25 protein-coding genes are annotated in these 24,820 nt (G+C 63.9%); 15 read left to right on the top strand and 10 right to left on the bottom strand.

Translation table 11 applies throughout. The annotated features are described in order from the left end of the window. Positions 1-13 precede the first annotated feature (13 nt). The 3 genes from hyi (at position 14) to IVA96_RS03695 (ending at position 2,415) form a co-directional block, all read left to right on the top strand. The gene (hyi, locus tag IVA96_RS03705; protein WP_247278253.1) at positions 14-799 is read left to right on the top strand and encodes a hydroxypyruvate isomerase; all 786 of its coding nucleotides are present in this window, start codon (positions 14-16) and stop codon (positions 797-799) included. A 231-nt stretch (positions 800-1,030) separates the two neighbouring features. Then, positions 1,031-1,918: a 2-hydroxy-3-oxopropionate reductase gene (locus tag IVA96_RS03700; RefSeq protein WP_247415410.1), complete on the top strand. Its 888-nt coding sequence runs from the start codon at positions 1,031-1,033 to the stop codon at positions 1,916-1,918. Between the two features lie 113 nt (positions 1,919-2,031). Further along, the gene (locus tag IVA96_RS03695; RefSeq protein ID WP_247278251.1) at positions 2,032-2,415 is read left to right on the top strand and encodes a DUF1236 domain-containing protein; all 384 of its coding nucleotides are present in this window, start codon (positions 2,032-2,034) and stop codon (positions 2,413-2,415) included. Positions 2,416-2,457: 42 nt separating this feature from the next. On the opposite strand, the gene IVA96_RS03690 is transcribed toward IVA96_RS03695, so the two are convergent. The 3 genes from IVA96_RS03690 to IVA96_RS03680 form a co-directional block, all read right to left on the bottom strand. After that, entirely contained in the window at positions 2,458-2,835 is a 378-nt protein-coding gene (locus tag IVA96_RS03690; protein WP_247278250.1) for a VanZ family protein, read from the bottom strand. 77 nt (positions 2,836-2,912) lie between these two features. Continuing rightward, positions 2,913-3,521, bottom strand: coding sequence for a thiamine pyrophosphate-dependent enzyme (locus IVA96_RS03685; RefSeq protein ID WP_247415407.1), 609 nt, complete (start codon positions 3,519-3,521; stop codon positions 2,913-2,915). Between the two features lie 10 nt (positions 3,522-3,531). After that, positions 3,532-4,098, bottom strand: coding sequence for a thiamine pyrophosphate-binding protein (locus IVA96_RS03680; RefSeq protein ID WP_247278248.1), 567 nt, complete (start codon positions 4,096-4,098; stop codon positions 3,532-3,534). Positions 4,099-4,338: 240 nt separating this feature from the next. On the opposite strand from IVA96_RS03680, the gene IVA96_RS03675 reads away from it, so the two are divergent. Together IVA96_RS03675 and IVA96_RS03670 are read left to right on the top strand one after the other, a co-directional pair. Further along, positions 4,339-5,388, top strand: coding sequence for a hydroxyacid dehydrogenase (locus IVA96_RS03675; protein ID WP_247415405.1), 1,050 nt, complete (start codon positions 4,339-4,341; stop codon positions 5,386-5,388). 164 nt (positions 5,389-5,552) lie between these two features. Continuing rightward, positions 5,553-5,765, top strand: a complete 213-nt coding sequence (locus IVA96_RS03670; protein ID WP_247415403.1) for a hypothetical protein — start codon at positions 5,553-5,555, stop codon at positions 5,763-5,765. Between the two features lie 104 nt (positions 5,766-5,869). Here IVA96_RS03670 and IVA96_RS03665 read toward each other — a convergent pair whose 3' ends face one another. The 4 genes from IVA96_RS03665 to IVA96_RS03650 all read right to left on the bottom strand — a co-directional run bounded on the left by IVA96_RS03665 (position 5,870) and on the right by IVA96_RS03650 (position 10,204). Continuing rightward, entirely contained in the window at positions 5,870-8,074 is a 2,205-nt protein-coding gene (locus IVA96_RS03665) for a xanthine dehydrogenase family protein molybdopterin-binding subunit (protein WP_247415402.1), read from the bottom strand. A gap of 7 nt (positions 8,075-8,081) precedes the next feature. Further along, the gene (locus IVA96_RS03660) at positions 8,082-9,098 is read right to left on the bottom strand and encodes a xanthine dehydrogenase family protein subunit M (RefSeq protein ID WP_247415400.1); all 1,017 of its coding nucleotides are present in this window, start codon (positions 9,096-9,098) and stop codon (positions 8,082-8,084) included. Beyond that, the gene (locus IVA96_RS03655) at positions 9,095-9,586 is read right to left on the bottom strand and encodes a (2Fe-2S)-binding protein (RefSeq protein WP_247415398.1); all 492 of its coding nucleotides are present in this window, start codon (positions 9,584-9,586) and stop codon (positions 9,095-9,097) included. Before IVA96_RS03655 ends, IVA96_RS03660 begins: the two co-directional genes overlap by 4 nt. Positions 9,587-9,724: 138 nt before the next feature. Beyond that, positions 9,725-10,204 (bottom strand): Lrp/AsnC family transcriptional regulator, encoded by a 480-nt coding sequence (locus IVA96_RS03650; RefSeq protein ID WP_201759988.1) that lies wholly within the window; start codon positions 10,202-10,204, stop codon positions 9,725-9,727. Between the two features lie 142 nt (positions 10,205-10,346). On the opposite strand from IVA96_RS03650, the gene ald reads away from it, so the two are divergent. Next, positions 10,347-11,462 carry an alanine dehydrogenase gene (ald, locus tag IVA96_RS03645; RefSeq protein WP_247278242.1) on the top strand — a complete coding sequence of 372 codons (1,116 nt, stop codon included), beginning with the start codon at positions 10,347-10,349 and terminating at the stop codon, positions 11,460-11,462. 134 nt (positions 11,463-11,596) lie between these two features. On the opposite strand, the gene IVA96_RS03640 is transcribed toward ald, so the two are convergent. The 3 genes from IVA96_RS03640 to IVA96_RS03630 are packed head-to-tail and all read right to left on the bottom strand — an operon-like array spanning position 11,597 to position 15,635. After that, the gene (locus IVA96_RS03640) at positions 11,597-13,507 is read right to left on the bottom strand and encodes an NAD(P)/FAD-dependent oxidoreductase (RefSeq protein WP_247415395.1); all 1,911 of its coding nucleotides are present in this window, start codon (positions 13,505-13,507) and stop codon (positions 11,597-11,599) included. After that, on the bottom strand, positions 13,504-14,145 hold the full coding sequence (locus tag IVA96_RS03635) for a TetR/AcrR family transcriptional regulator (RefSeq protein WP_247415394.1): 642 nt from the start codon (positions 14,143-14,145) through the stop codon (positions 13,504-13,506). The genes IVA96_RS03640 and IVA96_RS03635 overlap by 4 nt, the downstream gene beginning before the upstream one ends. Beyond that, entirely contained in the window at positions 14,142-15,635 is a 1,494-nt protein-coding gene (locus IVA96_RS03630; RefSeq protein ID WP_247415392.1) for an AMP-binding protein, read from the bottom strand. Before IVA96_RS03630 ends, IVA96_RS03635 begins: the two co-directional genes overlap by 4 nt. Positions 15,636-15,806: 171 nt before the next feature. Between IVA96_RS03630 and IVA96_RS03625 the strand changes: the two genes are divergently transcribed. From IVA96_RS03625 to ytfQ, 9 genes are all read left to right on the top strand, one after another. Next, complete coding sequence (locus IVA96_RS03625; protein ID WP_247278238.1) at positions 15,807-17,066, top strand: ABC transporter substrate-binding protein; 1,260 nt, start codon at positions 15,807-15,809, stop codon at positions 17,064-17,066. Positions 17,067-17,147: 81 nt separating this feature from the next. After that, positions 17,148-18,050 carry a branched-chain amino acid ABC transporter permease gene (locus IVA96_RS03620; protein ID WP_247278237.1) on the top strand — a complete coding sequence of 301 codons (903 nt, stop codon included), beginning with the start codon at positions 17,148-17,150 and terminating at the stop codon, positions 18,048-18,050. Next, a complete protein-coding gene (locus tag IVA96_RS03615; protein WP_247278236.1) occupies positions 18,047-19,066 on the top strand; it encodes a branched-chain amino acid ABC transporter permease in 1,020 nt (339 codons plus the stop codon). Before IVA96_RS03620 ends, IVA96_RS03615 begins: the two co-directional genes overlap by 4 nt. Positions 19,067-19,068: 2 nt before the next feature. Then, positions 19,069-19,824: an ABC transporter ATP-binding protein gene (locus IVA96_RS03610; protein WP_247278235.1), complete on the top strand. Its 756-nt coding sequence runs from the start codon at positions 19,069-19,071 to the stop codon at positions 19,822-19,824. Beyond that, entirely contained in the window at positions 19,821-20,534 is a 714-nt protein-coding gene (locus IVA96_RS03605) for an ABC transporter ATP-binding protein (RefSeq protein ID WP_247278234.1), read from the top strand. The genes IVA96_RS03610 and IVA96_RS03605 overlap by 4 nt, the downstream gene beginning before the upstream one ends. A 166-nt stretch (positions 20,535-20,700) precedes the next feature. After that, on the top strand, positions 20,701-20,919 hold the full coding sequence (locus tag IVA96_RS03600) for a hypothetical protein (protein WP_091892324.1): 219 nt from the start codon (positions 20,701-20,703) through the stop codon (positions 20,917-20,919). A 132-nt stretch (positions 20,920-21,051) separates the two neighbouring features. Further along, a complete protein-coding gene (locus IVA96_RS03595) occupies positions 21,052-22,110 on the top strand; it encodes a putative sulfate exporter family transporter (RefSeq protein ID WP_247278233.1) in 1,059 nt (352 codons plus the stop codon). Between the two features lie 109 nt (positions 22,111-22,219). Further along, a complete protein-coding gene (locus IVA96_RS03590; protein ID WP_247278232.1) occupies positions 22,220-23,392 on the top strand; it encodes a fumarylacetoacetate hydrolase family protein in 1,173 nt (390 codons plus the stop codon). A 365-nt stretch (positions 23,393-23,757) separates the two neighbouring features. Further along, positions 23,758-24,723, top strand: a complete 966-nt coding sequence (ytfQ, locus tag IVA96_RS03585) for a galactofuranose ABC transporter, galactofuranose-binding protein YtfQ (RefSeq protein WP_247278231.1) — start codon at positions 23,758-23,760, stop codon at positions 24,721-24,723. The last annotated feature ends 97 nt before the right edge of the window (positions 24,724-24,820 follow it).

Genomic DNA, 24,820 nt, shown 5'->3' with positions numbered 1-24,820 from the left:
GGAGGACAGCATCATGCCGAAATTCGCCGCCAACCTCACCATGCTCTTCAACGAGATGCCGTTCCTCGACCGCTTCGCCGCTGCGAAGGCGGCGGGATTTTCCGGGGTTGAATATCTCTTTCCCTACGATTTCGATAAGGCGCAGCTGCGCGAGCAGCTCGAGGCCCACGGCCTGACGCAGGTGCTGCACAACCTGCCGGCCGGCAACTGGGCAGCGGGTGAGCGCGGCATCGCGATCCTGCCCGATCGCACCGCCGAATTTCGCGACGGCGTATTCCGGGCCATCGACTACGCCAAGGCGCTCGATTGCGAGCAGCTCAACTGCCTCGTCGGCATCGCGCCTGCCGATGCCGACCGGCGCGAGCTCAACGAGACGCTGGTGGGCAATCTGCGCTTTGCCGCCTCGACGCTGGCGCGGGAGAACATCAAGCTGCTGATCGAGCCGATCAACACGCTCGACATTCCCGGCTTCCATCTCAACGGGACCGAGCAGGCGGTGCAGCTGATCTCAGAGGTACGATCGAACAACCTGTTCATCCAGTACGACATCTATCACATGCAGATCATGGAGGGCGATCTCGCCCGCACCATGCAGGAATACCTTCCCCAGATTGCGCACATCCAGCTTGCCGACAATCCCGGGCGCCATGAGCCCGGCACCGGCGAGATCAACTATCCCTTCCTGTTCCGCCACCTCGACGCGATCGGCTATCGCGGCTGGATCGGCTGCGAATACAAGCCGCGCACCACGACGCTGGAAGGACTCTCATGGCACGCGGCGCAGACGTTTGAGACGTGAGCGTCGGGGACCAGATGCGGCAGCGATGACAGTGCGCTCCCTCTCCCGCTTGCGGGAGAGGGTTGGGGAGAGGGTGTTTCCGCGTTGGGACTGTTGAGGTGCACCGAGAAAATCTTCAAGGGGATAAAGCCCTTCACCCGGCCCTCCGCGCCGACCTCTCCCGCAAGCGGGAGAGGTTGCGCCGAGCACGCGGATGAATTCCGCTTATGCAACTGAGAGAAAGTTAGAGACATGACCAATATCGGCTTCATCGGACTTGGCACCATGGGACGGCCAATGGCCGGCCATCTCCTGGCGGCCGGCTATCGGGTTCTCCTGCATGACGTCGCACCGGTCGCGCCCGATCTGATCGCCGCCGGCGGCGTCCCCTGCAAGTCCAGCAAGGAGGTCGCGGAGGAGGCGGGCGCGGTCATCATCATGGTGCCGGATACGCCGCATGTGGAAGCCGTGTTGTTCGGCAAGGACGGTGTGGCGAGCGGCATCTCCAAGGGCAAGATCGTGGTCGACATGAGCTCGATCTCGCCGCTCGCGACGAAGGAGTTTGCCAAGAAGATCGAGGCACTCGGCGCCGATTATCTCGACGCGCCAGTGTCCGGAGGCGAGGTCGGCGCCAAGGCGGCGAGCCTCACCATCATGGTCGGCGGGCCCGAGCGCGCCTTCAACAGCATGAAGCCGGTGTTCGACAAGATGGGCAAGAACGTCACCAGGGTCGGGGCCAATGGCGACGGGCAAACGACGAAAGTCGCCAACCAGATCATCGTGGCGCTGACGATCGAGGCGGTGAGCGAGGCGCTGTTGTTTGCGTCGAAGGCCGGCGCCGACCCTGCGCTGGTGCGGCAGGCGCTGATGGGCGGCTTTGCATCCTCGCGGATTCTCGAAGTCCATGGCGAGCGCATGGTGAAGCGCAATTTCGATCCGGGCTTCCGCATCGAGCTGCACCAGAAGGATCTCAACCTCGCGCTCGAAGGCGCGCGTACGCTCGGCCTCTCGCTGCCGAGCACGGCTGTGGCGCAGCAATTGTTCTCATCCTGCACCGCTCATGGCGGCAAGGGCTGGGATCATTCCGCGATGGTACGTGCACTGGAACTGATGGCGGGGCACGAAATCGCCGCAGCGTAAGTGTTACGAGGTAACAGGTTTCCAGCCTTGAAGCGTCTTTCGCCGCCGCGGAACCGGAACAATGCTCCGGCCCCGCGGTTGAAGGCGCATGACAATCACTGGAGACTAAGGACATGAAAACCCGTCTTGCGATTTCGTTGGCTGCCGCCTCGCTGCTGGCGTCGAGTGCAGCCTTTGCTCAGTCGACGACCGCCCAGGGCGCGGCGGACGGCGCGCGCGCGGGCGGCGACATCGGCGGCCCGGTCGGCGCGATGGTCGGCGGCACCGTCGGTGCGGCCGTCGGCGCCGGTTTGGAAATTCCGAATGCGATTCTAGGCGGACTTCCGCGCGATGAGTCAGTGGTGATCCGCGAGCGCGTCGTGGTTGGCGAGCCGTTGCCGCCGACCGTGGTGCTGCGTCCGGTGCCGAACTACACGGAGTATCGCTATGCGGTCGTGAACGATCGCCGCGTGATCGTCGAGCCGCGCACGCGCCGGGTCGTCAAGATCATCGACTGATCTGCGCAACCTAGCCGCTGACAAACCGGGCCCTGCGGAGCGTCACTCCGCGGGGCCTTCGCTCGTCAGGACCGAATTGGTGCGAAGCCGGGTCATGGCCCAATCGGCCGCGGCCGCGAGCGCAAAGCCGAGGCAGGCCGTGAGCGCGTCCACCAGAAAATCCTCCAGCCGCGCATGGCGGCCGGGTGCCCAAAATTGCATCAATTCGAGCACGCCGATCAGCACGATTGCGGCCGTTGCGGTCAGCAGGCGCCGCTGCCGATAGGCGAGACCAAAGGCCAGTCCCACCAGGACAAAGGCGAGCGCATGTTCGCCGTCCTGGCCGAAGTCGGAATGGGGCCGCAGGCCCGGTGGACCGAGAGTTGCGAATGTGACGGCGGCTGCCAGCAGCCAGGCAAAGGAACGAACCAAAATGGACATGCGGCTCGCTTAGCACAGATTTGCAACCGGCCGTATAGTCCCGCTATCAGATCGACGTGTAGTTAATGACGAAATGTTTAAAGTGGTTCGCGCACGCCAAGGCCATGCATGAATCGTTCCCGGATCTGTACGGGATCGCGGCGAGTGGTGCCGACGCCAGGCTTGTCGTCGATCCGGACGGCGATCAAGCTCGGCTCGGCAGCGGTCATCGCGTCCTCGACCAGCCGCTGGAAATCCTCCTCGTCCGCGGCCCAGGCGCTGTTGGCGAGGCCGGAGCCGATGGCGATGGCGACGATGTCGGCGACGTGCGCGGCCGGTGTCGGTTGTGCGCCGGTAATCTGGTAGATGCCATTGTCCATCACGATCATCGTAAGGTTCTTTGGCTTCAGGGCCGCAATCGTCGAGAGCGCGCCGAGTTGCATCAGCAGCGAGCCGTCGCCTTCAAGCGCGAAGACGCGGCGGTCGGGCTGCGCCAGCGCCACCCCGAGCGCGATGGGGAAGGCGAGGCCCATGCTGCCCAGCATGTAGAAGTTCTGCGGGCGGTGGCCGGCGGCCCAGAGATCGAAATTGGTGTTGCCGATGCCGCCGATCACGGCTTCTTCGTGCTTGAGGTTCGCGATCAGGCGCGAGGTCACGTCGAAACGGTTCATCACCTTGGTGTTGCGCGCATTCAGATCTGAGCTCATTTGGCCGGCCTCACTTGTCAAACACCTTGCCGCCGGTGAGCAGCGGGTTGAGGATCAGCGCCACCGGCGCCTGCGTGGTGACGGCCTGCTTGATCGAGCGGTCGGTGATGAATTCGAGTTCATCGAGCCGGGTGATGGTGTGATGCTCCAGCGCCAGCGAATCCAGCACGGGGCGCATGGTGCGGCAGACCAGCGACTGGCCGTAATTGAACTCGCCGAGCGTGCCGCGCTCGGACACGAACATGATCAGCGGGATCTGGTAAGGCACTGCGAGCGAGGCCAGCACGTTGGCGAGCGTCGCAAAACCCGAAGTCTGCATCAACACCGCGCCGCGGCGGCCGCCCATCCAGGCGCCCGAGACAATGCCGACCGCTTCCTCCTCGCGGGCGGTGGCAAAGGTGGTGAAGAAAGGATCGGCGTGCAGGTTCCTGATCAGCGGCGTCAGCACGCGATCCGGCACGTAAGGGACGAGGCTGATCTCGTTCCGCTTCAGGGTGTGCAGGATGATGCCGTGCCAGCTTCTTTCACCGGCCGCCTGCGTCGCCTGCGGCGAGGTCTGCTGCTCCGCAATCGCCATTGCGTTCTCCCTTGAGCCGCGTCGTATGCTTATTGGTCTTCGGCCGTCGCGGCGCCCTGCTGAACTTGACGCAGCGGGCCGGATTGTCAACTGTTCGAGCCGGCACCGTGATCTGCGCCAGAAGGCCTGCCGTGGCTGGCAGCGCCATGTCATATGTGGGCAACGAAAGAGTGGGAGGAAGCACGGAGGGGCGCGCGCTGCGCTGGCCTTGCTGATCCCTGGAGAGCCGGAAGGGTCCTGATGTCGGTCAACAGCAAGCGTGTCGTCTACTCCAATTACTTGGCCAATCCGATCTATATCGACATCCTGAAGGCGCGGCCTGACGTCCGGCTCGATCGCATCGAGAACGGGAGCCCCGAACACGTCTATGCGCCGCTCCTCGGCGCTGCCCATGTCTACCAGGTTGGCGCTGCCCGCGACGAGCTCGCCCCGCATTTCCATGTCGATGCGGCTTTCCTGAAGCGCGCGCCGAATTTGCTGCTCGTCTCCAGCAACGGCGCCGGCTTCGATCCAGTCGACGTCGAGGCCTGCACGGCCGCCGGCGTCGTGGTCGTCAACCAGTCCGGCGGCAACGCCCATTCGGTTGCCGAGCATGCGCTGGCGATGATGTTGACGCTCTCCAAGCGCATCATCCAGTCGGACCGCCGGCTGCGCCGCGAGCGCGACGTCAACCGCAACGAGCTCGTCGGCAACGAGGTCGAGGGCAAGACTGTCGGCATCATCGGGCTCGGCAATGTCGGCCGCCGGATTGCCGCGCTGTGCAAGGGCCTGCTCGGCATGAAGGTGCTGGCCTATGACCCGTATTTGTCGGCCGAGGTGATGGCTGAGCGGGGCGGGGAGAAGGTCGAGCTCGACGAGCTCCTGCGCCGCGCCGATTTCGTCTCGATCTCCTGTCCGCTCAACAAGGGCAGCCGCAACATGATCAGCGTGCGCGAATTCGCGCTGATGCAGCCGCATGCCTATTTCATCACCACTGCGCGCGGCTTCATCCACGACGAGGACGCGCTGCTCCAGGCGTTGCGCGACAAGCGCATCGCCGGCGCTGGCCTCGACGTCTGGTCCAAGGAACCGCCGCCGCCGGAGCATCCGCTGCTCCAGCTCGACAACGTGCTGGCGAGCCCTCATACGGCGGGCGTGACGATCGAGGCGCGCCAGAACATGGGCCGCATCGCTGCCGAGCAGGTGCTGGAGACGCTCGACGGGAAACGTCCGCCGCGCATCATCAATCCGGAGGTCTGGCCGCATTATGCCGAGCGCTTCAAGCAGGCGTTCGGCGTGACGCCGGGATAGGACAGCTACCCTTTCTTCCCGTCATTTCCGGGGTCGGCCTTTCGAGCCGCCCCGGAAATGACGGAGCGAAGAAACCGCGTCCCGGCCTTCATCCGCGTCAAAATCTCTCTCCCGCATCCCGCGCAAATGGGATTAGAGTGCCGCCGGGGCAGGCAGGAGGTCCCATGTCAACTTATGTCGTCAGGTTCATGAAGGACGTGCTTGGCCAGTATGGCCGGCAGATCGAGGTGTGCCAGGGCACGCTCGAGATCGACGCCTCCGACGAGGACGAAGCCAGAGAGCGGGCCAAGGCGAGGTTTTGCAAGGATCAAGCCTTGCACCATTGGTCGCTGCATGCCGACCGCATCCAGGTCAGACCGGCCGATCTTCCGTCGTGAAGCCCGGGAAGAGCCGTGACAGGCGGGGCGCCGTCGCTCCTGCGCCGAGCGACAACGTGTTGAAGCAGGTTTCGTCGGCGTCGAACACAGGTGCGGCGAGGCGCTCACTCCAGTAGCTTGTCCAGCGTGATCGGGAAGCGCCGAATGCGCTTGCCGGTGGCATGATAGACGGCGTTCGCAATCGCCGCAGGCACGCCGACGATGCCGATTTCGCCGAGACCCTTGACACCCAGCTTGTTGATTCGGTCGTCGGGCTCGTCGACGAAAATGACGTCGATATCGTGAATGTCGGCATTCACCGGAATGTGGTACTCGGCGATGTTCGCGTTCATGATACGGCCGAAGCGGTGATCCATCACCGTCTCCTCATGCAGCGCCATCCCGATTCCCCAGACCACGCCGCCCATGATCTGACTGCGGCCGGTCTTGGTGTTCAGGATGCGCCCGGCCGCGACCGCGCTCACGACCCGCGTGACGCGGATGACGCCGAGCTCCTCGTCGACCTTTACCTCGGCGAAGACGGCGGAATGCGTATTGCGGGCATGCGACTTGTCCTCCGCGAACTGGTTGAGCTTCTCCTTTTCGATCCGCTCGAGCTTGCTGTGGCGCATGACATCCGCAATCGAAAGGGCGGGGCCGTTCCTGCCGTTGCTGGCGATCATGCCGTCGACCAAGGTGACGGTGGCGGCATCGACGTCGGCGAGCGGCGAGCCGGGCATCGCCTTGGCGAGCCGGGCGAGCTCCTGGCGAATGTCTTCGGCCGCTCCCAACACGGCGTGCGCACTGGACGCCGCCATCCACGAGCCGCCCTCGACGGGGGCTTGCGGCAAGGTCGAATCGGCGAGCCTGACGCTGACGTTCTCGATCGGCAGCCCGAGAGCATCGGCCGCCACCTGCGCCACAATGGTGTAGGTGCCGGTGCCGATGTCGGATGCGGCGCAGGAGACCTCCGCGTGGCCGTTCGACGTCAGAACGATGCGAACGGCGACCGGCATCTGCAGCGCCTCCCAGACGCCTGTCGCCATGCCCCAGCCGACCAGGTCCTTGCCGTCGCGCATAGAGCGCGGCGCGGGATTACGCCGGGCCCAGCCGAAGGCTTCTGCGCCCCTGGCGTAGCATGCGCGCAGCTCCTTGCTGGTGTAGGGGAGGTCCCCGCTCTGGTCGCGATCCGAGTAGCACTTCAGCCGCAGCTCGATGGGGTCGAGCTTGAGCGCGACGGCCAATTCGTCCATGGCGCATTCGAGCGCGCAGACGCCCGTTGCCGCGCCCGGCGCGCGCATGTCGCAGGGGCTGGCGACGTCGAGGTGGACCAGCTTGTGGGAGAGGTGGCTGTTGGGGCTCTTGTAGAGCTGCTCCCCCCAGCCGGTATCGTTGCGCGAGAAATCCTCAAACCGCGAGGTGACGGCGATGGCTTCGTGGGTAACGGCATCGAGTGTGCCGTCGGGCTTTGCGCCGAGCGCAACGTGCTCGATGGTCATCGGTCGGTAGCCCAGGCTGTACATCTGCTGTCGTGTCAGGACGACACGGACCGATCGTTTCAGCGCGAGCGCACCAAGTGTTGCCAGGACCACCTGGTGCTGCGGCCGCAGGCCCGAGCCGAACGCTCCGCCGACATAGGGCGAGATCACGCGGATGTCTTCCGGCTTCTTTCTGAAGACACCGCAGAGAAACTTCTGGACGTTCTGGACGCCTTGGGTCTTGTCATAGACTGTAAGCCCGCCGTTGCCCTCCCAGACGGCCGTTGTCGCGTAGAGCTCCATCGGGTTGTGATGCTCGCTCGGAATGACATAGTCCGCTTCGTGACGGACGGCCGCCCGCGTCAGCGCTGCTGCGGCGTCGCCGCGCGGCTTGTGTGGCTGATCCACTTTGGCAGCCGTGCCGCGTTCGGATTCGAGATCGGTCGCAAACGCCTCCTGCTCGTATTCAACGCGAATGCGAGTTGCGGCGAATTTGGCGGTTTCCCAGTCCTCCGCCACGACCAGCGCGATCGGCTGGCCGTTGAACCTGATCCTGTCGTCATAGAGTGGGCGGAACGGCGAGCCCTTCTCCGGCGCCACCTCGTCCTTCCAGGCTTCGTCCTTGTCGGCGAGGGGCGGGCGATGCGTGTGGGTGAGCACGTCGACCACACCCTTCACCTTCAGTGCGTCGCTGCTGTCGAGGCGAACGATGCGTCCCCGCGGAATGGTGGCCTCGACGACAAAGCCATGGAGGAGACGGTCTGCTGCGAACTCGCCGGCATATTTGGCGGCGCCAGTGACCTTGGCCCGTCCGTCGACGCGCGACGTTGGTGTTCCGACATAGGCGTTCATCGGGCCCTCATGCGATCTTCTTGTGAGCTTGTGATTGCGGCGTGGCGCTTGTCGCCTGCATCAGTGTGCGAACGACGGCTCGGCGCGCGAGCTCGATCTTGAATCCATTATGCGAACGAGCGGTTGCTCCCTGCAGCAGCAGATCGGCGGCGCGCCCAAAATGATCCGGCGTTGCCGCTTGGCCGCGCAACGCCGCCTCGGCCTCGAGGCTTCGCCAAGGCTTGTGGGCCACGCCGCCGAGCGCCAGGCGCGCTTCGATGATTGCGTTGCCCTCCAGTTCGAGCGCGGCCGCGACCGAGACCAGGGCAAAGGCGTAGGACAGCCGGTCGCGGATCTTCAGATAGCTGTAGTTCCTGGCAAAGCCGCGCGGCGGCAGCTCGATTGCGGTGATGATCTCGCCGCTGCCGAGATTTGTATCGGCATGAGGCTTGTCGTCCGGAAGCCGATGGAAATCGGTCAGGGCGAGGGTGCGCTCACCGGTCGAGCCTGCGATGTGCACGAGCGCGCCGAGCGCGGCCAGCGCCACGCTCATGTCGGATGGATTGGTCGCGATGCAGGACGAGCTGGTGCCGAGGATTGCGTGGTTGCGGTTGAGGCCATCGAGTGCCGAGCAGCCGGTGCCCGGGCTTCGCTTGTTGCAAGGCGTCGTCGTGTCATAGAAGTAGGCGCAGCGCGTTCGCTGCATCAGATTGCCGCCGACCGAGGCCATGTTGCGCAGTTGCGCGGAGGCACCGGCCAAGATGGCGCTGGCGAGCAGGGGATAGCGCTGCTCGATCAGCGGATGGTAGGCGAGATCCGAATTTGGCACCAAGGCGCCGATGCGCAGGCCGCCATCGTCGGTCTCCTCGATGTCGCGGAGCGGCAGGCGGGAAATGTCGATCAACCGGGAGGGCCGTTCGACATTCTCCTTCATCAGGTCGATAAGATTGGTGCCGCCGGCAATCAGCTTCGCGTTCGGATCGGCGGCCAGCAGGCGAATGGCGTCGGCGACATCGCTTGCGCGGGAATACTGGAAGTTGTTCATGATCGGCTCATTGCCTGCTCGATCGCAGCCACGATGTTAGGGTAGGCGCCGCAGCGGCAGAGATTTCCGCTCATCAATTCCCGGATCTCGTCGGCGCCCCTGGCGTGGCCTTCGGCCAGGAGGCCGGCCGCCGAGCAAATCTGTCCCGGCGTGCAATAGCCACATTGGAATGCGTCGTGATCGATGAAGGCTTGTTGCAGGGGATGCAGGGCGCCGTCCTTGGCAAGGCCTTCGATCGTCGTGATTTCGGCGCCATCCTTCATGACGGCGAGCGTCAGGCACGAATTGACCCGTCTTCCGTCGATTAACACGGTGCAGGCGCCGCATTGGCCGTGATCGCAGCCTTTTTTGGTGCCGGTCAATTCCAGACGGTCACGCAGGGCATCCAGAAGCGTGGTCCACGGCACGACCTCGAGTGTGCGCCTGACGCCATTGACGATAAGGTTGATCGGAATGCGTTCGGGGATCTGATCCGTGATATCGGCCATGTTCTGTTCCCTGCGGAGAGGCCGAGCTGAGCAAGTTTGGATGCCGACTCGAGGATGCGTTGCCGCCGCTGGCCAATAGCGCCCAACGGATGACGGGGTGCTTGGTTCCCGGTCGGTTAGCCCGTCGCCCGGACGAGATCAGCGCTTCGCCTCGCCGAACACCACAGTCGGTACGGCGCGATTGACGATCTCGCGCAGCGCGAAGCTCGATTGCACCCGGGCGACGCGCGGCAGGCGCGACAGCTCGGTACGGTGGATGCGCTCGAAATCCTGGATGTCGCGGGCGAGAACGATCAGGATGTAGTCGTCGGTGCCCGACATCAGGAAGCAGCGCACGACGGAGGGGCACTTCACCACCTCCGCCTCGAATGCCTTGAGCGCATCGTCGCTCTGGCTCTCCAGCGCGATCCGGACCAGCACCGTTGTCGTGAGGCCGAACTGCGCAAGATCGAGCGCCGCTTGGTAGGCCTGGATGTAACCCTCGTCCTCCAGGGCCTTCTGCCGCCGCGCCAGCGCAGTGCTCGATAGTCCGACCTTGTTGGCAAGCTCGGTGTGGCTGGCCCGCGCATTGGTCGTGAGTTCGGCGAGGATGGCGAGGTCTTTCCGGTCGAGGGCCAAGGTTTCGTTTCCAGCGTGAAAGGGCATTCCCGCGCCGGAAACCGGCGCGCTAGGCATGAACGTAGCGGATATTTGCACGAAACCAAACCGCCGCCATCGCTACGATGATGAACGGAATCAAGGCGTTGGGAAGGAGCTGAAGATGCGGGTCGGTGTGCCCAAGGAGATCAAGGTGCAGGAATATCGCGTCGGGCTCACTCCGGGCGCGGTTCGTGAATATGTCGCGGCCGGCCACCGGGTGACGGTCGAGACCGGCGCCGGCAGCGGCATCGGCGCCTCCGACGACGTGTATCGGCGGGCAGGCGCCACGATCGCCGAAAGCGCCCGTGACGTCTTCGCCAAGTCCGACATGATCGTGAAGGTGAAGGAGCCGCAGAAAAGCGAATGGGCCCAGCTCCGCGAAGGCCAGGTCCTGTTTACCTATCTCCATCTTGCACCCGACCCGGAGCAGGCCAAGGGCCTGCTTGCCTCGGGCTGCACCGCGATCGCCTATGAGACCGTCACGGACGCGAGCGGTCACCTCCCGCTGCTCGCGCCGATGAGCGAAGTCGCCGGCCGCCTCGCCATCGAGGCCGCCGGCGCCGCGCTCAGGCGGTCGGCTGGCGGCCGCGGGCTGCTGCTCGGCGGTGTTCCCGGCGTGCAGCCGGCGCGGGTGGTCGTGCTCGGCGGCGGCGTGGTGGGAACGCAGGCGGCACGGATGGCCGCAGGGCTCGGTGCGGAAGTCACGGTGATCGATCGCTCGATTCCTCGTCTGCGCCAACTCGACGATCTCTTTACCGGACGCGTGCGCACCCGCTTCTCGACGATCGAGTCGGTCGAGGAGGAGGTGTTCGCTGCCGACGTCGTGATCGGCGCGGTGCTCGTGCCGGGTGCCAGCGCGCCGAAGCTCGTCACGCGCGCGATGCTGACATCGATGCGGCCGGGCGCGGTGCTGGTCGACGTCGCGATCGACCAGGGCGGCTGTTTCGAGACATCGCATCCGACTACGCACGTGGAGCCGACCTATGAGGTCGATGGCGTGGTGCATTATTGCGTCGCCAACATGCCGGGCGCGGTGCCGGTGACATCAAGCCAGGCGCTGAACAATGCGACGCTGCCGTTCGGCCTGATGCTCGCGAACAAGGGCTTTGCCGCGGTGTTGGAAAATCCGCACTTGCGCAACGGCCTCAACGTGCATCGCGGCCGGATTACGAACAAAGCGGTGGCGGAGAGTCTGGGGCTGGAATTCGCTCCGGTGGAGTCTGGGCTGGCGGCCTGAGTGGTTTTCTGATTGCGAGCGCAGCGAAGCAAGCCAGAGTGTCTCCGAGGAGCGATTCTGGATTGCTTCGCTACGCTCGCAATGACGACGTGGGAAGTGGTTGCGCTGACGCCTAATCTGCCTCGGCAGAAGAGTCACGCTTTCGTCAGCTTGTATTGCCTCAGATCCGGATCGTGGGTCATGCGCCAGTAGTCTACGAACCGCCACGGCATCGCGGAGAATACGCGGCCGCTTGCATTCCGGTAATAGGTGCTCATGCCGGGATGGGTCCAGATCATGGCCTCGTGCTCGGCATCGACCTTGCGGAGATAGTCATCGAGCACGTCCTGGCGAACCTCGATGGCCGCGATATCTCGCTCGATCATGTCGGCGAGGCAGGCGGAGATGTAGCGGCTCTGGCACTCCGACTGGAAGATGACGCTGCCGCCGTGGGCAGGACCGGAATTGGGACCGAGCATGCAGAAGAAATTCGGGAAGCCCGGCACGGTGAGGCCGAGAAATGCCGTCGGATTGTCGTTGGCCCAGGCATCGCGCAAATCTTTGCCGTCGCGGCCGCTGATGTTGAGGCGCGCCGCCATCTCCGTGACCTTGAAGCCGGTCGCGACCACGATGATGTCGGCGTGGCGGTGTGTGCCGTCGGCGGTGACGATGCCGTCCCGGTCGAAATGGTCGATTGCGTCGGTGACGAGTTCGACATTGTCCCGCGTCAAAGTCTTGAACCAGTTGTTGTCGAGCAGAATGCGCTTGCCGTAAGGCGGATAGGTCGGCACGCATTTTTCGATCAGGTCGGGTCGATCTTTCAGCTCGGACAGGATGAAGTCGGTCAGCTCCTGGCGGTGCCGGTCATTGCCCTTGTTGACGGCGCGTTCGGGATGCGGCCAGGCCGGGTCCTTGCGCAGGAAGGGCAGGAGGCCATCGCCATAGCGCCAAAACATGTTGAAGCGGTACCACTGCACATAGAACGGCAGGTGCGCCAGCAGCCAGCGCGCGCCGTCACTGATCGGATCGGCATAGCCCTTCACCGGCCGCGCCCATTGCGCGCTGCGCTGGTAGACGGTGACTGAGGCCACACGGGTGGCGATCGACGGCACCAGCTGCATCGAGGTCGCGCCGGTGCCGATCACGGCGACATGCTTGCCGTCGATGTTGATGTCGTCGGACCATAGTGCCGAGTGCAGGATCGTGCCCTTGAACTCTTCTTCGCCTTTGAAGCGGGCGCGCGAGGGATCGTTGAGCTGGCCGATGGCCGAGACCAGCGCGGTGGATTCGAAAGTCTCCGCGCCGTTCTCGGTCTTGAGCGTCGAAATCCAGCGTTGCCTTTCTTCATCCCAGCGTGATGAGGTCAGCTCGGTGTTGACGCGCAGATGCTTGCGAATGCCGTATTCGTCCGCGACCTTCTGCAGATAGCCGAGTAGCTCCTCACGCTGGCAGAAATAGCGCGTCCATGCGTTGCGCGAGCCGAAAGAGTAGGAATAGGAGTGGTTCGGCGTGTCGACGCCGCAGCCGGGATAGCGGTTGATCCACCAGCTGCCGCCGAGCTCGGCATTCTTCTCGACGATGGTGTAGGGGATGCCGAGATGGCCGAGTGCCACGCCGAGCGCGATGGCGCAGACGCCGGCGCCGACGATCAGCACATGCTGGTCGGCAAGCTTTTCGTCGGAGGGGCGCTTCGTCCAGCACGCCTCGCGCGGCACAAAACCCATCTCCTCGCGCATCAAAGGTGCATATTCCGGCGCGACATTCTCGCCGAGGCAAGCGCGCATCATCCTCAGCAGCAGCTCCTCGCCCGGATCGGTGATCACGGGTTTTGGCGTGCCATCTGAGAAGAGCCTGACCACGGCGGTGCGGATCTCGTCCTGGATCTCCCGGGGCACGCCGGCCTCGGGATCGGGAATGAGGCGGATGTCGCGTTTGGGCAGATAGGGTGGTTCGAGCCACTTTTCGTCGCCGGTCATGTGCACCAGCACCATCAGAAGGCAGCGGATATCGCCCTCGGCGATTGCGGAGGCGAGGTCGAGCGGCTTGTGCGGAGATTCGATGTTCATGGCGTGTCCTGATCTCCGCTGGCCCTGAAGAGGCCGCGCGTCATCAGCTTGCGATAGGCGGAGAAGACGTGATCGGGCACAGCGGTGACGCCGCCTCCCGAATAGGAGTAGCGGCGGCTGAGATAGCCGCGCGCGCCCATCAGCATGTGAACGATGGCCTCGAACTCCTCGTCGGTGTAATCTTCGATCGCGCCGGCAAGCCGTGCGCGGCGCAAAATGCGCACATAAGCGGTCGAGATGTTGTCGAGGTGCTTCTGGTAACCGATGGGCGCGAAGAACTCGGCCTCGTTGAGGATGCGCAAGAATTCAGGCACCTCGCGGATGAAGTCGAAGAAGGCGGCAAAGCGCTCGATCTCCTGCCGCGCCGCGTGCGCATTGCCGGTGCGGACGCGGATGAACTCGACCATGTCGAGGCCGATTTTTGGTAGGAGCTGGTCGAGCAGTTCCTGGCGGTTATCGAAATGGTTGTAGAAGGTACCCTGCGCGACACCGGCTTCTTCGGTGATGCGCGCGACCGAGGCCTCGGCATAGCCATGCTTGCCGACGACTTTCGTGGCAGCCTCAAAGATCTTCTGCTTGGTCCAGGCGTTGCGCTCGATTCGGTTCAGCTTGGTAACCTTTGCAGTCGCTTGCGTCATTCGGAGGTCTCCAACTCGGCGCGCAGCACGCGCTTGAGGATCTTGCCTGACGGATTGCGCGGCAGGCTGCCGCGGATGACCAGCTGTTTCGGCACCTTGAAACTCGCCAGCCGCGCGCGGCAATGCTCGGTGAGGGCAGCGAGGTCGAGGCTCGCGCCCTCAGTCAGTACGACAACCGCGACCGGCCGCTCGCCCCAGCGCGCATCGCGCAGGCCGATCACCGCGACTTCGCGCACTTCGGGCAAATCGTAGATGATGCGCTCGACCTCGGAGGAGGCGATGTTCTCGCCACCGGAGATGATCATGTCCTTCTTGCGGTCGGTCAGGTAGAGGAAGCCCTCGTCGTCGAGATAGCCGACGTCGCCGCTGCGGAACCAGCCGCCGAAGAAGGCGGACGCCGTCTTCTCCGGATCTCTCCAATAGCCGCGCGTGATCTTCGGACCCCGCAGGCAGATCTCGCCATTGACGTTCGGCGGCAGCTTGTTGCCGTTCTCGTCGCGGATTTCGATCTCGACATGGGCAATGGCGCGACCGGTCGAGCCGATCTTCTCGATCTCGCGACCTTTCTCCATGAAGGTGTCGCCGCCGACGGTCTCGGTGAGTCCATAGGCGTCGATGTAGCGCGCATTGCGGAAATATTCGGCGAAGGCGCGGATGCGTGCCTCCGGCGTCTTCTCGCCGCCGCCGATTGCCCATTGCAGGCTGGAGACGTCGTAGCGGTCGCGGGTGGGGCAGGTGAGCATCGCGGTGGTCATGACGGGCGCGAACCAGGCAGCGTTGAGCTTGTCTTCTGCGATAGAAGCAAGCGCCGCCTCCGGTTCGAAATTGCGCTCGATGCGAATGAATCCGCCATGCCAGAGCACTGCGATGCCTGGCAGGTCGAGCGCGCCGACGTGATAGAGCGGACCGATGACGAGAAGACGCGTATCGGCGCTTAAGGCCAGCGCAATCGTCTGGTCGGCCGACTTCCAGTAGAAATTATCGTAAGTGAGCATCACGCCCTTGGGGCGGTCTGTCGTGCCAGATGTGTACATCAGCCGCATCAGGTCGGAGGGCTGGCGCACATGCATCGGCGCAGCGGTCGTGTTGCCTGCGAGATGGGTGACGCTCTGCTGCGCGGTCTCGTTCAGCACGACGATGTTCGCGCCCGCTGCATTCGCAGCCAATTCCTCGTCGACGATCAGAAGGCGCGCGCCGGCATTGCTGGCGATGTAGTCGACCTCGTTGCGGGACAGGCGAAAATTGATCGGCAGGAACACCGCGCCGAGATGGCTGGTGGCGAAGACGAGCTCCAGGAATGCCGCGCTGTTCTTCATCAGCACGGCGACGACATCGCCGGCACCGATGCCCTGCGCGGCGAGCCAGCCGGCGACCTGCCGGATGCGCGCGTCGAACATCGCGTAAGCGATCTCCTCACCGCGGTATTTCAGCGCGGGCCGGTCCGGCGTGCGCCGGGCATGGAAGGCGATGAAGCTCGAAAGGTTGATCATTTGCCGGGTTTTGGGCCGGTTACCGACCTCACTTCCTCCCTTGATGAATTCTGACTCGTAATTCATCTTTGGCTTGACGTCACCCCCCACCCTCTGAAATCCTTGGGATCACGGAGACGAGACGATCTCCGGCAGGGATCAGGACACGCCGACCCGAAAGAGGGAGGGAAAATGACGAGAACCCGCACGCCGGGCATCAGCCGCCGTTCCACGCTGGCGCTGATGGGCGCCGGCGCGATCACGTTTGCCGCGCCCTGGGTGGCGCGTGCGCAAGCCAAGACCATCAAGATCGGCATGCCGACGATCCTGTCGGGCCGTGTCGCGCAGCTCGGCACGTCCTCGCGCAATGCGGTGATGCTCGAGGTCGAGAAGGTCAACGCCGCCGGCGGCCTCGCCGGCCGGCACATCGAGATGGTGATCCGCGACTCCAAGGGCCAGCCGCAGGAAGCCGCCCGCGTCGCGCGCGAACTCGTCAACACCGACGGCTGCGAACTGCTGCTCGACGGCGAGGCGTCCTCCGGATCGTTCGCGGTGCATGAAGTCGCGCGCGATCTCGGCGTGCTCTGCGTCCACACCTGCTCGGAAGCATCTTCGCTGACGGCCGATCCCAAGCAGCACATCCCGAATGCGTTCCGCTGCGTGCGCCAGGGCATCCACGATTCCATCGTCGGCGGCAGCTATGCCGCTTCGATCGCGAAAGCCAAGCGCCTGAAGAAGTGGGCGACGTGTTCGCCCGACTACGCCTACGGCCGCGATACCACCGGAGAGTTCACGCTGTATCTGAAGCGCTTTGCGCCCGACGTCGAAATCGTCAGCGAGTCCTGGCCAAAGCTGTTCCAGCCCGACTACACCGAAGTGGTGACGAAGATCCTCCAGGCCAAGCCGCAGGCGCTGTATTCCTGCCTCTGGGGCGGCGATCTCACCTCCTACATCGACCAAGCCAACATCTACGCGATGTTCAGCCAGATGGAGGTGTTCGCAGTCAACATGGCCGACTACACAGCGCTCACGGTGGTGAAGAACCTGCCGAAGGGCATCCATTCCGGTAATCGCTACATCAAGACGTTCCCGGCCACGCCGGAGAACGCAGCCTGGGGGGATGCCTACAAGGCCAAGTACAACGAATATCCGACCAACTGGTCGTGGCAGAACGCCACCGCGGTGATGTTCCTCAGTGAAGCCGCGAAAAAGGCGAACTCCGCCGACGGCAAGAAGATCGCGGAGGTGCTGAAGGGCCTCACCATCAGGTGCCCGTTCGGCGCCGACGGCACTGTGACAATGCGCGGCGACGACCACACCCTGGTCGGCTACGCCATCGGCTGGGGCACCACCATCCCGCAGGAGCCTTATGTCCCGGAGGTCAAGGCCGGCGACTGGAAGACCATCTTCGAGTTGGAGGCCGAATGGAAGAAGAGCAAGGGCTACACCTGACGCCGCGGCGGAGAGGGATGACCCTCTCCGCCGTTTTCGTTTTCCGCGCCGTGTCAGGCGCGCCGCAATGAAAGTGCTCTCGTGGATCTCGACGCGCTCGCCGGCTGCCTCGCCAGCTCCGCCTGCTTGGTGACGCAAACCACCAGCGGCCTCATCATCGGCATGCTTCTGTTTCTCGTCGCGGTCGGGCTGACCCTGATCTTCGGTGTGCTCAAGGTCGTCAATTTCAGCCACGGCGCCTTCTACATGTTCGGCGCCTACTTCGCGATGACGGCCTATCAGCTCACCGGCAGTTTTGCGCTCGCCATGCTGGCGGGCGCGGCCGGCACCGCGATCCTCGGCCTGATCTTCGAGCGCGTCTTCATGAGCCGCGTCTACGGCGCCGACGTGCTGATGCAGCTGCTCGTCTGCTATGCCTTCGTGCTGATCTTCGACGATGTCGTGCGCATCATCTGGGGACCGGAGTTCAAATCGATGGGCATGCCGTCCGCGTTCCAGGTGATGCCGCTATTCATCGCCGGTGGCGTGGTGCCGCCTTATTATCTGTTGCTGATCGGTGTCGCGCTTCTTGCGGCCGTCGTGCTCGGCATCGGATTGTCGCGCAGCCGCATCGGCAAGGTGATCCGCGCGGCCGCGCACAATCCCGGCATGGTCTCGGCGCTCGGCATCAACACCGGCCTGATCTATGGCGGCGTGTTCGCGCTCGGCGGCATGCTGGCGGGTCTTGCCGGCGCGCTGGCGGCTCCTGTGCGGTCGCTGACGCCGGGCATGGGATTTTCCGTGCTGATCGAGTCCTTCATCGTCACCGTGATCGGCGGCATGGGCTCGATCCTGGGCGCGCTGATCGGCGCGCTGCTGCTCGGGCTGATCCGCTCGTTCGGCTCGCTCGGCTTTCCCCTGTTTACGGAAGGCCTGATGTATCTTTTCATGGTGATCGTGCTGGTCTCCAAACCTACCGGCCTGTTCGGCAGGGAGGCGGCATGACCGAGCTCGAGGCCGGTCGCGCCGAAACGCTGGCGCCGGTGCGCAGCGGTGCCGTACTGCGGCGCTACCGTGACGTCCTGATCGCGCTGATCGCCCTTGCCGTGCTGGCGAGCCTGCCGCTCTTCACCGGCAGCAAGGCGCTGCTCGATTTCGTCATCCGCTGCTCGGCCTACGGCCTGTTTGCGACGTCGCTCAATCTGCTGGTCGGCTATACCGGCCTGACTTCGTTCGGCCACGGCATGTTCTTCGGGCTTGGCGCCTACAGTTTTGGCCTCATCATGCAGAAGCTCGGCGTGCCGATTCCCGTCGCCTTCGTCGCGACGCTGGCGATCACCGCAATAGTCTCCGCGATCATCGGCGCCATCTGCGTGCGGCTGAAGGAGATTTACTTCGCCTTCGTGACGCTCGCATTCCAGATGCTGATCCACTCGACCATATTGTCCTGGGCCTCCTTCACCGGCGGCGACCAGGGTCTGCGCGGCGGCATTCCGCGGCCGCCGTTCCTCGGCATTGACCTTGCCAACCACGTCCATCTCTATGTCGCGAGCTGCGCGCTGCTGATCCTTGGCCTGCTCGCGATGCGCCAGATCGCGCAATCACCGTTCGGCTACACGTTGCGCATGATCCGCGACAACGCCGCGCGCGCGAGCTTCCTTGGCATCGACGTCTGGCGCGCCAAGCTCACCGTGTTCGTGCTGGCGGCTTTGTTCGCGTCGATGGGCGGCATGGTGATGGCGCTGTTCGTGTCCGGCGCCTATCCGGAATTCGCCTATTGGACGATCTCGGGCGAGGGCATTTTCATCAACATGCTCGGCGGTGTGTCGACCTTCCTCGGGCCGATGGTCGGCACCGTGCTGCTGCTTCTGCTCAACGATACCGTCACACGTTTCACCGAGTATCACGGCATCGTGCTTGGCGTCGTCATCCTGTTCTTCGCGCTGGGCCTGCGCAAAGGTCTCCTGGATTTCGCCGCCGAATGGTTTGCGCAGCGGCGCGACGCAGGCGAGGGGCGCTAGCGATGCTCGAGATCTGCAACCTCGCAAAATCGTTCGGCGGCGTGAAGGCGACCAACGACGTCTCGCTCGACTTTCCGGACGGCTCGCTGACCGCGGTAATCGGCCCGAACGGCGCCGGCAAGAGCACCTTCTTCAACCTGATCACCGGCGCCTTGAGGCCGGATTCCGGCCAGGTGCTGCTCGACGGCGTCGATCTCGCCGGCCGCTCGCCACCGGAGATCGTGCGCCACGGTATCGGCCGCGCCTTCCAGGTTGCCAGCATCTTCAAATCGCTCACGGTGCAGGAGACCATGCTTGCCGCCGTCAGTGCCGACCAGCGCACCTCGGCGGTGCTGCACAAGCGCTTTCCGCTGCCGGAGATGCGCGACCGTGCTGAGCATGTGATGGAGCTGCTGGGCCTCGCCGGCAAACGCCATCGCACCGCCGCGACGCTCTCGCACGGCGATCAGAAGCTGCTCGACATCGCGCTCGCGCTGGTGCTCGATCCAAAGGTGCTGCTGCTGGACGAGCCAACCGCCGGGATGGGCCCGGAGGAGCGCTGGCGCATGATCGACAAGGTGCGTGAGCTCTGGGAGACGCAGAAAATTACGGTCGTCTTCATCGAGCACGACATGGACATCGTGTTCAAGATCGCGCCAAAAATCGTCGTGCTTTGCTACGGCCGCATCCTGGCCACCGGCACGCCCGACGAGATCCGGAGCAACAGCGCGGTGATCGAGGCCTATCTGGGCACCGAGCATGCGGGAGCTGCGGCATGAACGCAGCCGTCATCGAAGTCGCCGATCTCGACGTCTATTACGGCACCAGCCAGATCCTGTTCGGCGTCAACCTGTCGGTGCGGCAAGGCGAGACCATGGCGCTCTTGGGCCGCAATGGCGCCGGCAAATCGACGACTATGAAGGCGATCATGGGGCTGGCGCCGCCGCGGAGGGGCAGGGTCAACCTGCGCGGCGCGGTGATCTCGGGCCTGAAGCCGCACACCATCGCGCGCGCCGGCCTCGGCTTCGTGCCGGAGGACCGCCAGATCTTTCCGGAGCACACGGTCGAGGACAATCTCGTCATCGGGAGGAAGAAGGGACCGCAGGGCCAGGACGAGTGGCCGATCAAACGCATCTACGAGGTCTTTCCGCTTCTGGAGCCGCTGCGCAATCGCATCGCCGGACGTCTCTCGGGCGGCGAGCAGCAGATGCTCGCGATCGCGCGCACGCTGATGGGCAATCCCGCGCTCCTGCTGCTCGACGAGCCGAGCGAGGGCCTCGCGCCGATCATCGTGCAGCGGATCGGTGAATTGTTGCGGCAGCTCCGTTCGCTCGGATCGACGGTGCTGATCGCCGAGCAGAACATGCATTTCTGCCTGGGGCTGGCGAGCCACGCCACGATCATCGACAAGGGCCAGATCGTCTATGCCGCCGGAATCGACGAGCTGAAGGCCAATGAGGCGATCCGGCGCAGGTATCTGGCCCTGTAGGCCGGACCGCCAGTGTCTCAATAGGTCGAAGAAGAAAACTATTGTGCCGGGGTTATCGAACGGAAGGAGTTTTTCCTCCGGAGGGCAAAAACGCCAATCGCTTCCATTGCCGTTTGGGGCCGAAAAGACGACATTCCCATCAGAATTTGATGGGTTGGCCAGAGCCATGGAACGTACCGGATTTGAACCCTTCGGCGAGCAATTGGTGTCCGCGACGGACACCCAGCCGCGGTCGCGTACGTCAAAGCTCCTGCTGCGGGCCGGCACCGGTCTGTTCTGGTCGCTGGTTGCGGGTATCGTGCTTGCCCGCGCTGCCTTCTTCGAGCCCGGCATCTATGACGGCTTCAGCCGCGTCGCTTCGCTGGCCAAGAGCCTGATCTTCTAGGGTCGATTATTTCGGGCTGAGGATAGAATATTCCGGGCTGAGGATAGAACTTCCCTCGGGCCTGATATGTCGAAAGCTTATTCCCCAACGGAAGCGCGCTGCGTATAAATCTTTCTCCTCTGGGAGAGATTTGTGTCGCAGAATCAAGCATCCAGCCCGGCCGATGCCAAACCGGCCACCGCCGCGAGCCGTATTGCGGCACTGATTCCCGGCATTCTCCTCTGCGTTCTAGTCGCCGGTGTCTCGGCCCTGCTCGAGCGGGCGGAACTCGGCGTCTTCGAGCATCCTTATGTCGAGGCGCTGGTGATGGCGATCCTGCTCGGGATGGCCTTGCGCAGCTTCTGGAAGCCCGCGCCGCGTTGGCAGGCCGGCATCGCCTTCAGCGCCAAACAGCTCCTCGAAGTCGCGGTCATGCTGTTGGGGGCCTCCATCAGTTTCGCCGCCATTGCCGCCTCGGGCATCGCGCTGCTCGCGTCAATCGCGGCCGTCGTCGTGATCGCGCTCTGCGTCTCCTTCGGGCTCAGCCGCATGCTCGGACTGTCGACACGGCTGTCGATCCTGATCGCCTGCGGCAACTCGATCTGCGGCAATTCGGCGATTGCGGCTGTGGCGCCGATCATCGGTGCCAACAACGACGAGATCGCATCCTCCATCTCCTTCACTGCCATCCTGGGCGTGATGATGGTGCTGGGCCTGCCGCTGTTGATTCCGCTTCTGCAATTATCGGCCACTCAATATGGCATTCTCGCCGGCCTGACCGTTTATGCGGTCCCGCAGGTGCTGGCGGCGACGGTGCCGGCCGGACTCGTCTCCACGCAAATCGGCACGCTCGTGAAATTGATGCGCGTATTGATGCTTGGGCCGGTCGTCGTCGGCCTCTCGCTGGTTGCCTCGCGCTGGCATAGCGATGCCAAGAAGACCAATGTCGGCTTCTTTCGGCTTGTGCCGTGGTTCATCCTCGGCTTCCTCGCGCTGGCGACCCTGCGCTCCCTGGAGATCGTGCCGGCCACGGTGGTCGGACCGGTGACGAAGATCACCGCCTTTCTCACCGTGGTCTCCATGGCGGCCCTCGGCCTCGGCGTCGACGTGCGCGTGTTGGCGAATGTCGGGGGCAGGGTGACAGCAGCCGTGACGCTGTCGCTGATGCTGTTGCTTGGCATCAGCATTGCACTGGTGCATTGGTTCAAGTGACAGCGCGTGCCGCCTCTCTGGACATCCCGCGCCAGACGTTTATTGGTCTTCGCTAATGTGACCGGCCAGCGTTCAACGCGGCCGATCCGAAAACAGCGAGGACGCGGCCATGACGACATTGACGGTTAAAGACCTTCTCCCCGAGGACGGTACGCGGGGAACGCTGGCCGGCCGCGTCTGGCTCCCGCAGGTGAATGGCCCCGCCGTCGTCGCTATACGTGATGACGGCGTCTTCGATGTTACCGCAGAGTTTCCCACCATCAGTACGCTTTGCGAAGCGGACGATCCAGCCAACGCGCTTAGGGCGGCCAAGGGTGAGAGGATCGGCGATCTCGAGGCGATCGTCACCAATACGCCGCCGGACCAGCGCGATCCTCAAAAACCGTGGCTGCTTGCCCCCGTCGACCTCCAGACTCTGAAAGCCGCCGGCGTCACCTTTGCGATCTCGATGCTGGAGCGCGTGATCGAGGAGCGCGCCAAGGGCAATCCGGCTTCGGCCGAAGCGATCCGCAAAGAAGTGACGCGCCTGATCGGCGATGATCTTTCGAAGCTCAAGCCCGGCTCCGACCAGGCGATGCATCTGAAGCAGGTGCTGATCGACCAGAACGCCTGGAGCCAGTATCTCGAGGTCGGCATCGGTCCTGATGCCGAGGTCTTCACCAAGGCGCCGACATTGTCGTCGGTCGGCACCGGCATGGATGCGGGCCTGCATCCGAAATCGACCTGGAACAACCCCGAGCCGGAGCTTGTGCTGTTCGTCTCGAGCCGCGGCAAAATCGTCGGCGGCGCGCTCGGTAACGACGTGAACCTGCGTGACTTCGAGGGCCGCTCGGCGCTGCTATTGTCGAAGGCCAAGGACAACAACGCCTCCTGCGCGATCGGCCCGCTGCTGCGCCTGTTCGACGATACGTTCTCGCTCGACGATGCGCGCAAGCTGGACATAAGTCTGAACGTCAAGGGACAGGACGGTTTCGTCCTCAACGGCCATTCCTCGATCAGCAAGATCAGCCGCGATCCGACAGATCTCGTCGAACAGACCATCGGCAAGGTGCATCAATATCCAGATGGTTTCGTGCTGTTCCTCGGCACGATGTTCGCTCCCGTCGAGGACCGGGATGCGCCGGGACAGGGCTTCACCCACAAGCGCGATGACATCGTCACGATCGCCGCGCCCCAGCTCGGCAAGCTCGTCAACCGCATGCGCACCAGCGACGAGTGCGAGCCGTGGACGTTTGGAATCGGTGCGCTGATGAAGAACCTGGCGCAGCGGAAGCTGATTTAGCGTCCCTGCGTTTTCAATTTCGCATAAGCGAATTTGCAGAAGGTCGTCATGCCCGGGCTTGTCCCGGGCATCCACGTCCTTTGTCCCGCTGGGTCAGGCGTGGATGGTCCGCACCAGCCCGGCGGCGGCAGCCGAGCCGTATAATTTCCTTCATCTTCCCGTTGTATCGCCGGAACAAAATCCCGCTGAGCGTGTCGTCTGCGCGAAGCCCGCATCCCTCCTCCTTTCACCTCAATAGTAAAATAATATGACTATACGGCGCTGGGTTTCCGTGAAATAGTGCCTGTCGCCGGCTCGAAGGCTGGCCTGCGGGTGCCATGCTACCAATCGGCGCCCCCAAATAAACATCTTAGGAGACACGCCTGATGACCCTCAAAGCCCTCTTTGCGGCCAGCGCCACGACCGCGTTGCTGCTCGCCCTGCCGGCGAATGCCGCCGAGCTCACCATCGGCTTCTCGCAGATCGGGTCGGAATCCGGCTGGCGCGCGGCCGAGACCTCGGTCTCCAAGCAGGAAGCCGCCAAGCGAAAGGTCAATCTCAAGATCGCCGACGCGCAGCAGAAGCAGGAGAACCAGATCAAGGCGATCCGCTCCTTCATCGCGCAGAATGTCGATGCGATCTTCCTTGCGCCTGTCGTCTCGACGGGCTGGGATTCGGTGTTGAAGGAAGCCAAGGAGGCCAAGATCCCGGTCGTGCTGCTCGACCGTGACATCGATCCCTCGGGCAAGGATCTTTATCTCACCGCTGTCACCTCCGACAGCGTGCACGAAGGCGAGGTGGCCGGCGACTGGCTGGCCAAGACTGTGGGGACGAAAGCCTGCAACATCGTCGAATTGCAGGGCACGGTCGGCGCGAGCGTCGCCGCCAACCGCAAGAAGGGTTTCGACACCGCCATCGCCAAGCATGCGAACCTGAAGGTGGTGCGCAGCCAGACCGGCGACTTCACCCGCGCCAAGGGCAAGGAGGTGATGGAGAGCTTCATCAAGGCCGAAGGCGGCGGCAAGTCGATCTGCGCGGTCTACGCGCATAATGATGACATGATGGTCGGCGCGATCCAGGCGATGAAGGAAGCCGGGCTCAAGCCCGGCAAGGAGATCCTCACCGTCTCCATCGATGCGGTCCCCGACATCTTCAAGGCGATGGCCGCCGGCGAGGCCAATGCGACTGTCGAGCTGACGCCGAACATGGCCGGCCCCGCGCTCGATGCGATTGCGGCGTTCAAGGACAAGGGCACGGTTCCGCCGAAGTGGATCCAGACCGAATCCAAGCTCTATACCGCCGCCGACGATCCGCAGAAGATCTACGACAGCAAGAAGGGCCTCGGTTACTGAGGCGGATGCCGGTCGGACCGCGTCTTGCGGTCCGACCGCGCCCTTCGAATCTGCTGCGCGAACGAATAGGCTGGGTGACCGCATTGTTAGCGGGCAT

Source organism: Bradyrhizobium sp. 159, from assembly GCF_023073795.1.
Taxonomy (GTDB): Bacteria; Pseudomonadota; Alphaproteobacteria; order Rhizobiales; family Xanthobacteraceae; genus Bradyrhizobium.
The sequence above is the reverse complement of the archived record's forward strand: the minus strand, read 5'-3'. Positions and strand labels throughout refer to the sequence as shown.

What these genes read in the sequence shown, in the direction of transcription:
- IVA96_RS03625 (WP_247278238.1), top strand. Translation starts at nt 15,807, where the DNA reads ATGACGAGAACCCGCACGCCGGGCATCAGCCGCCGTTCCACGCTGGCG.
- IVA96_RS03690 (WP_247278250.1), bottom strand. Translation starts at nt 2,835, where the DNA reads ATGTCCATTTTGGTTCGTTCCTTTGCCTGGCTGCTGGCAGCCGCCGTC.
- IVA96_RS03610 (WP_247278235.1), top strand. Translation starts at nt 19,069, where the DNA reads ATGCTCGAGATCTGCAACCTCGCAAAATCGTTCGGCGGCGTGAAGGCG.
- IVA96_RS03660 (WP_247415400.1), bottom strand. Translation starts at nt 9,098, where the DNA reads ATGAACAACTTCCAGTATTCCCGCGCAAGCGATGTCGCCGACGCCATT.
- IVA96_RS03680 (WP_247278248.1), bottom strand. Translation starts at nt 4,098, where the DNA reads ATGGCGATTGCGGAGCAGCAGACCTCGCCGCAGGCGACGCAGGCGGCC.
- IVA96_RS03630 (WP_247415392.1), bottom strand. Translation starts at nt 15,635, where the DNA reads ATGATCAACCTTTCGAGCTTCATCGCCTTCCATGCCCGGCGCACGCCG.
- IVA96_RS03685 (WP_247415407.1), bottom strand. Translation starts at nt 3,521, where the DNA reads ATGAGCTCAGATCTGAATGCGCGCAACACCAAGGTGATGAACCGTTTC.
- IVA96_RS03670 (WP_247415403.1), top strand. Translation starts at nt 5,553, where the DNA reads ATGTCAACTTATGTCGTCAGGTTCATGAAGGACGTGCTTGGCCAGTAT.
- IVA96_RS03590 (WP_247278232.1), top strand. Translation starts at nt 22,220, where the DNA reads ATGACGACATTGACGGTTAAAGACCTTCTCCCCGAGGACGGTACGCGG.
- IVA96_RS03700 (WP_247415410.1), top strand. Translation starts at nt 1,031, where the DNA reads ATGACCAATATCGGCTTCATCGGACTTGGCACCATGGGACGGCCAATG.
- IVA96_RS03655 (WP_247415398.1), bottom strand. Translation starts at nt 9,586, where the DNA reads ATGGCCGATATCACGGATCAGATCCCCGAACGCATTCCGATCAACCTT.
- hyi (WP_247278253.1), top strand. Translation starts at nt 14, where the DNA reads ATGCCGAAATTCGCCGCCAACCTCACCATGCTCTTCAACGAGATGCCG.
- IVA96_RS03695 (WP_247278251.1), top strand. Translation starts at nt 2,032, where the DNA reads ATGAAAACCCGTCTTGCGATTTCGTTGGCTGCCGCCTCGCTGCTGGCG.
- IVA96_RS03640 (WP_247415395.1), bottom strand. Translation starts at nt 13,507, where the DNA reads ATGAACATCGAATCTCCGCACAAGCCGCTCGACCTCGCCTCCGCAATC.
- IVA96_RS03675 (WP_247415405.1), top strand. Translation starts at nt 4,339, where the DNA reads ATGTCGGTCAACAGCAAGCGTGTCGTCTACTCCAATTACTTGGCCAAT.
- IVA96_RS03605 (WP_247278234.1), top strand. Translation starts at nt 19,821, where the DNA reads ATGAACGCAGCCGTCATCGAAGTCGCCGATCTCGACGTCTATTACGGC.
- IVA96_RS03635 (WP_247415394.1), bottom strand. Translation starts at nt 14,145, where the DNA reads ATGACGCAAGCGACTGCAAAGGTTACCAAGCTGAACCGAATCGAGCGC.
- IVA96_RS03665 (WP_247415402.1), bottom strand. Translation starts at nt 8,074, where the DNA reads ATGAACGCCTATGTCGGAACACCAACGTCGCGCGTCGACGGACGGGCC.
- ald (WP_247278242.1), top strand. Translation starts at nt 10,347, where the DNA reads ATGCGGGTCGGTGTGCCCAAGGAGATCAAGGTGCAGGAATATCGCGTC.
- IVA96_RS03615 (WP_247278236.1), top strand. Translation starts at nt 18,047, where the DNA reads ATGACCGAGCTCGAGGCCGGTCGCGCCGAAACGCTGGCGCCGGTGCGC.
- ytfQ (WP_247278231.1), top strand. Translation starts at nt 23,758, where the DNA reads ATGACCCTCAAAGCCCTCTTTGCGGCCAGCGCCACGACCGCGTTGCTG.
- IVA96_RS03600 (WP_091892324.1), top strand. Translation starts at nt 20,701, where the DNA reads ATGGAACGTACCGGATTTGAACCCTTCGGCGAGCAATTGGTGTCCGCG.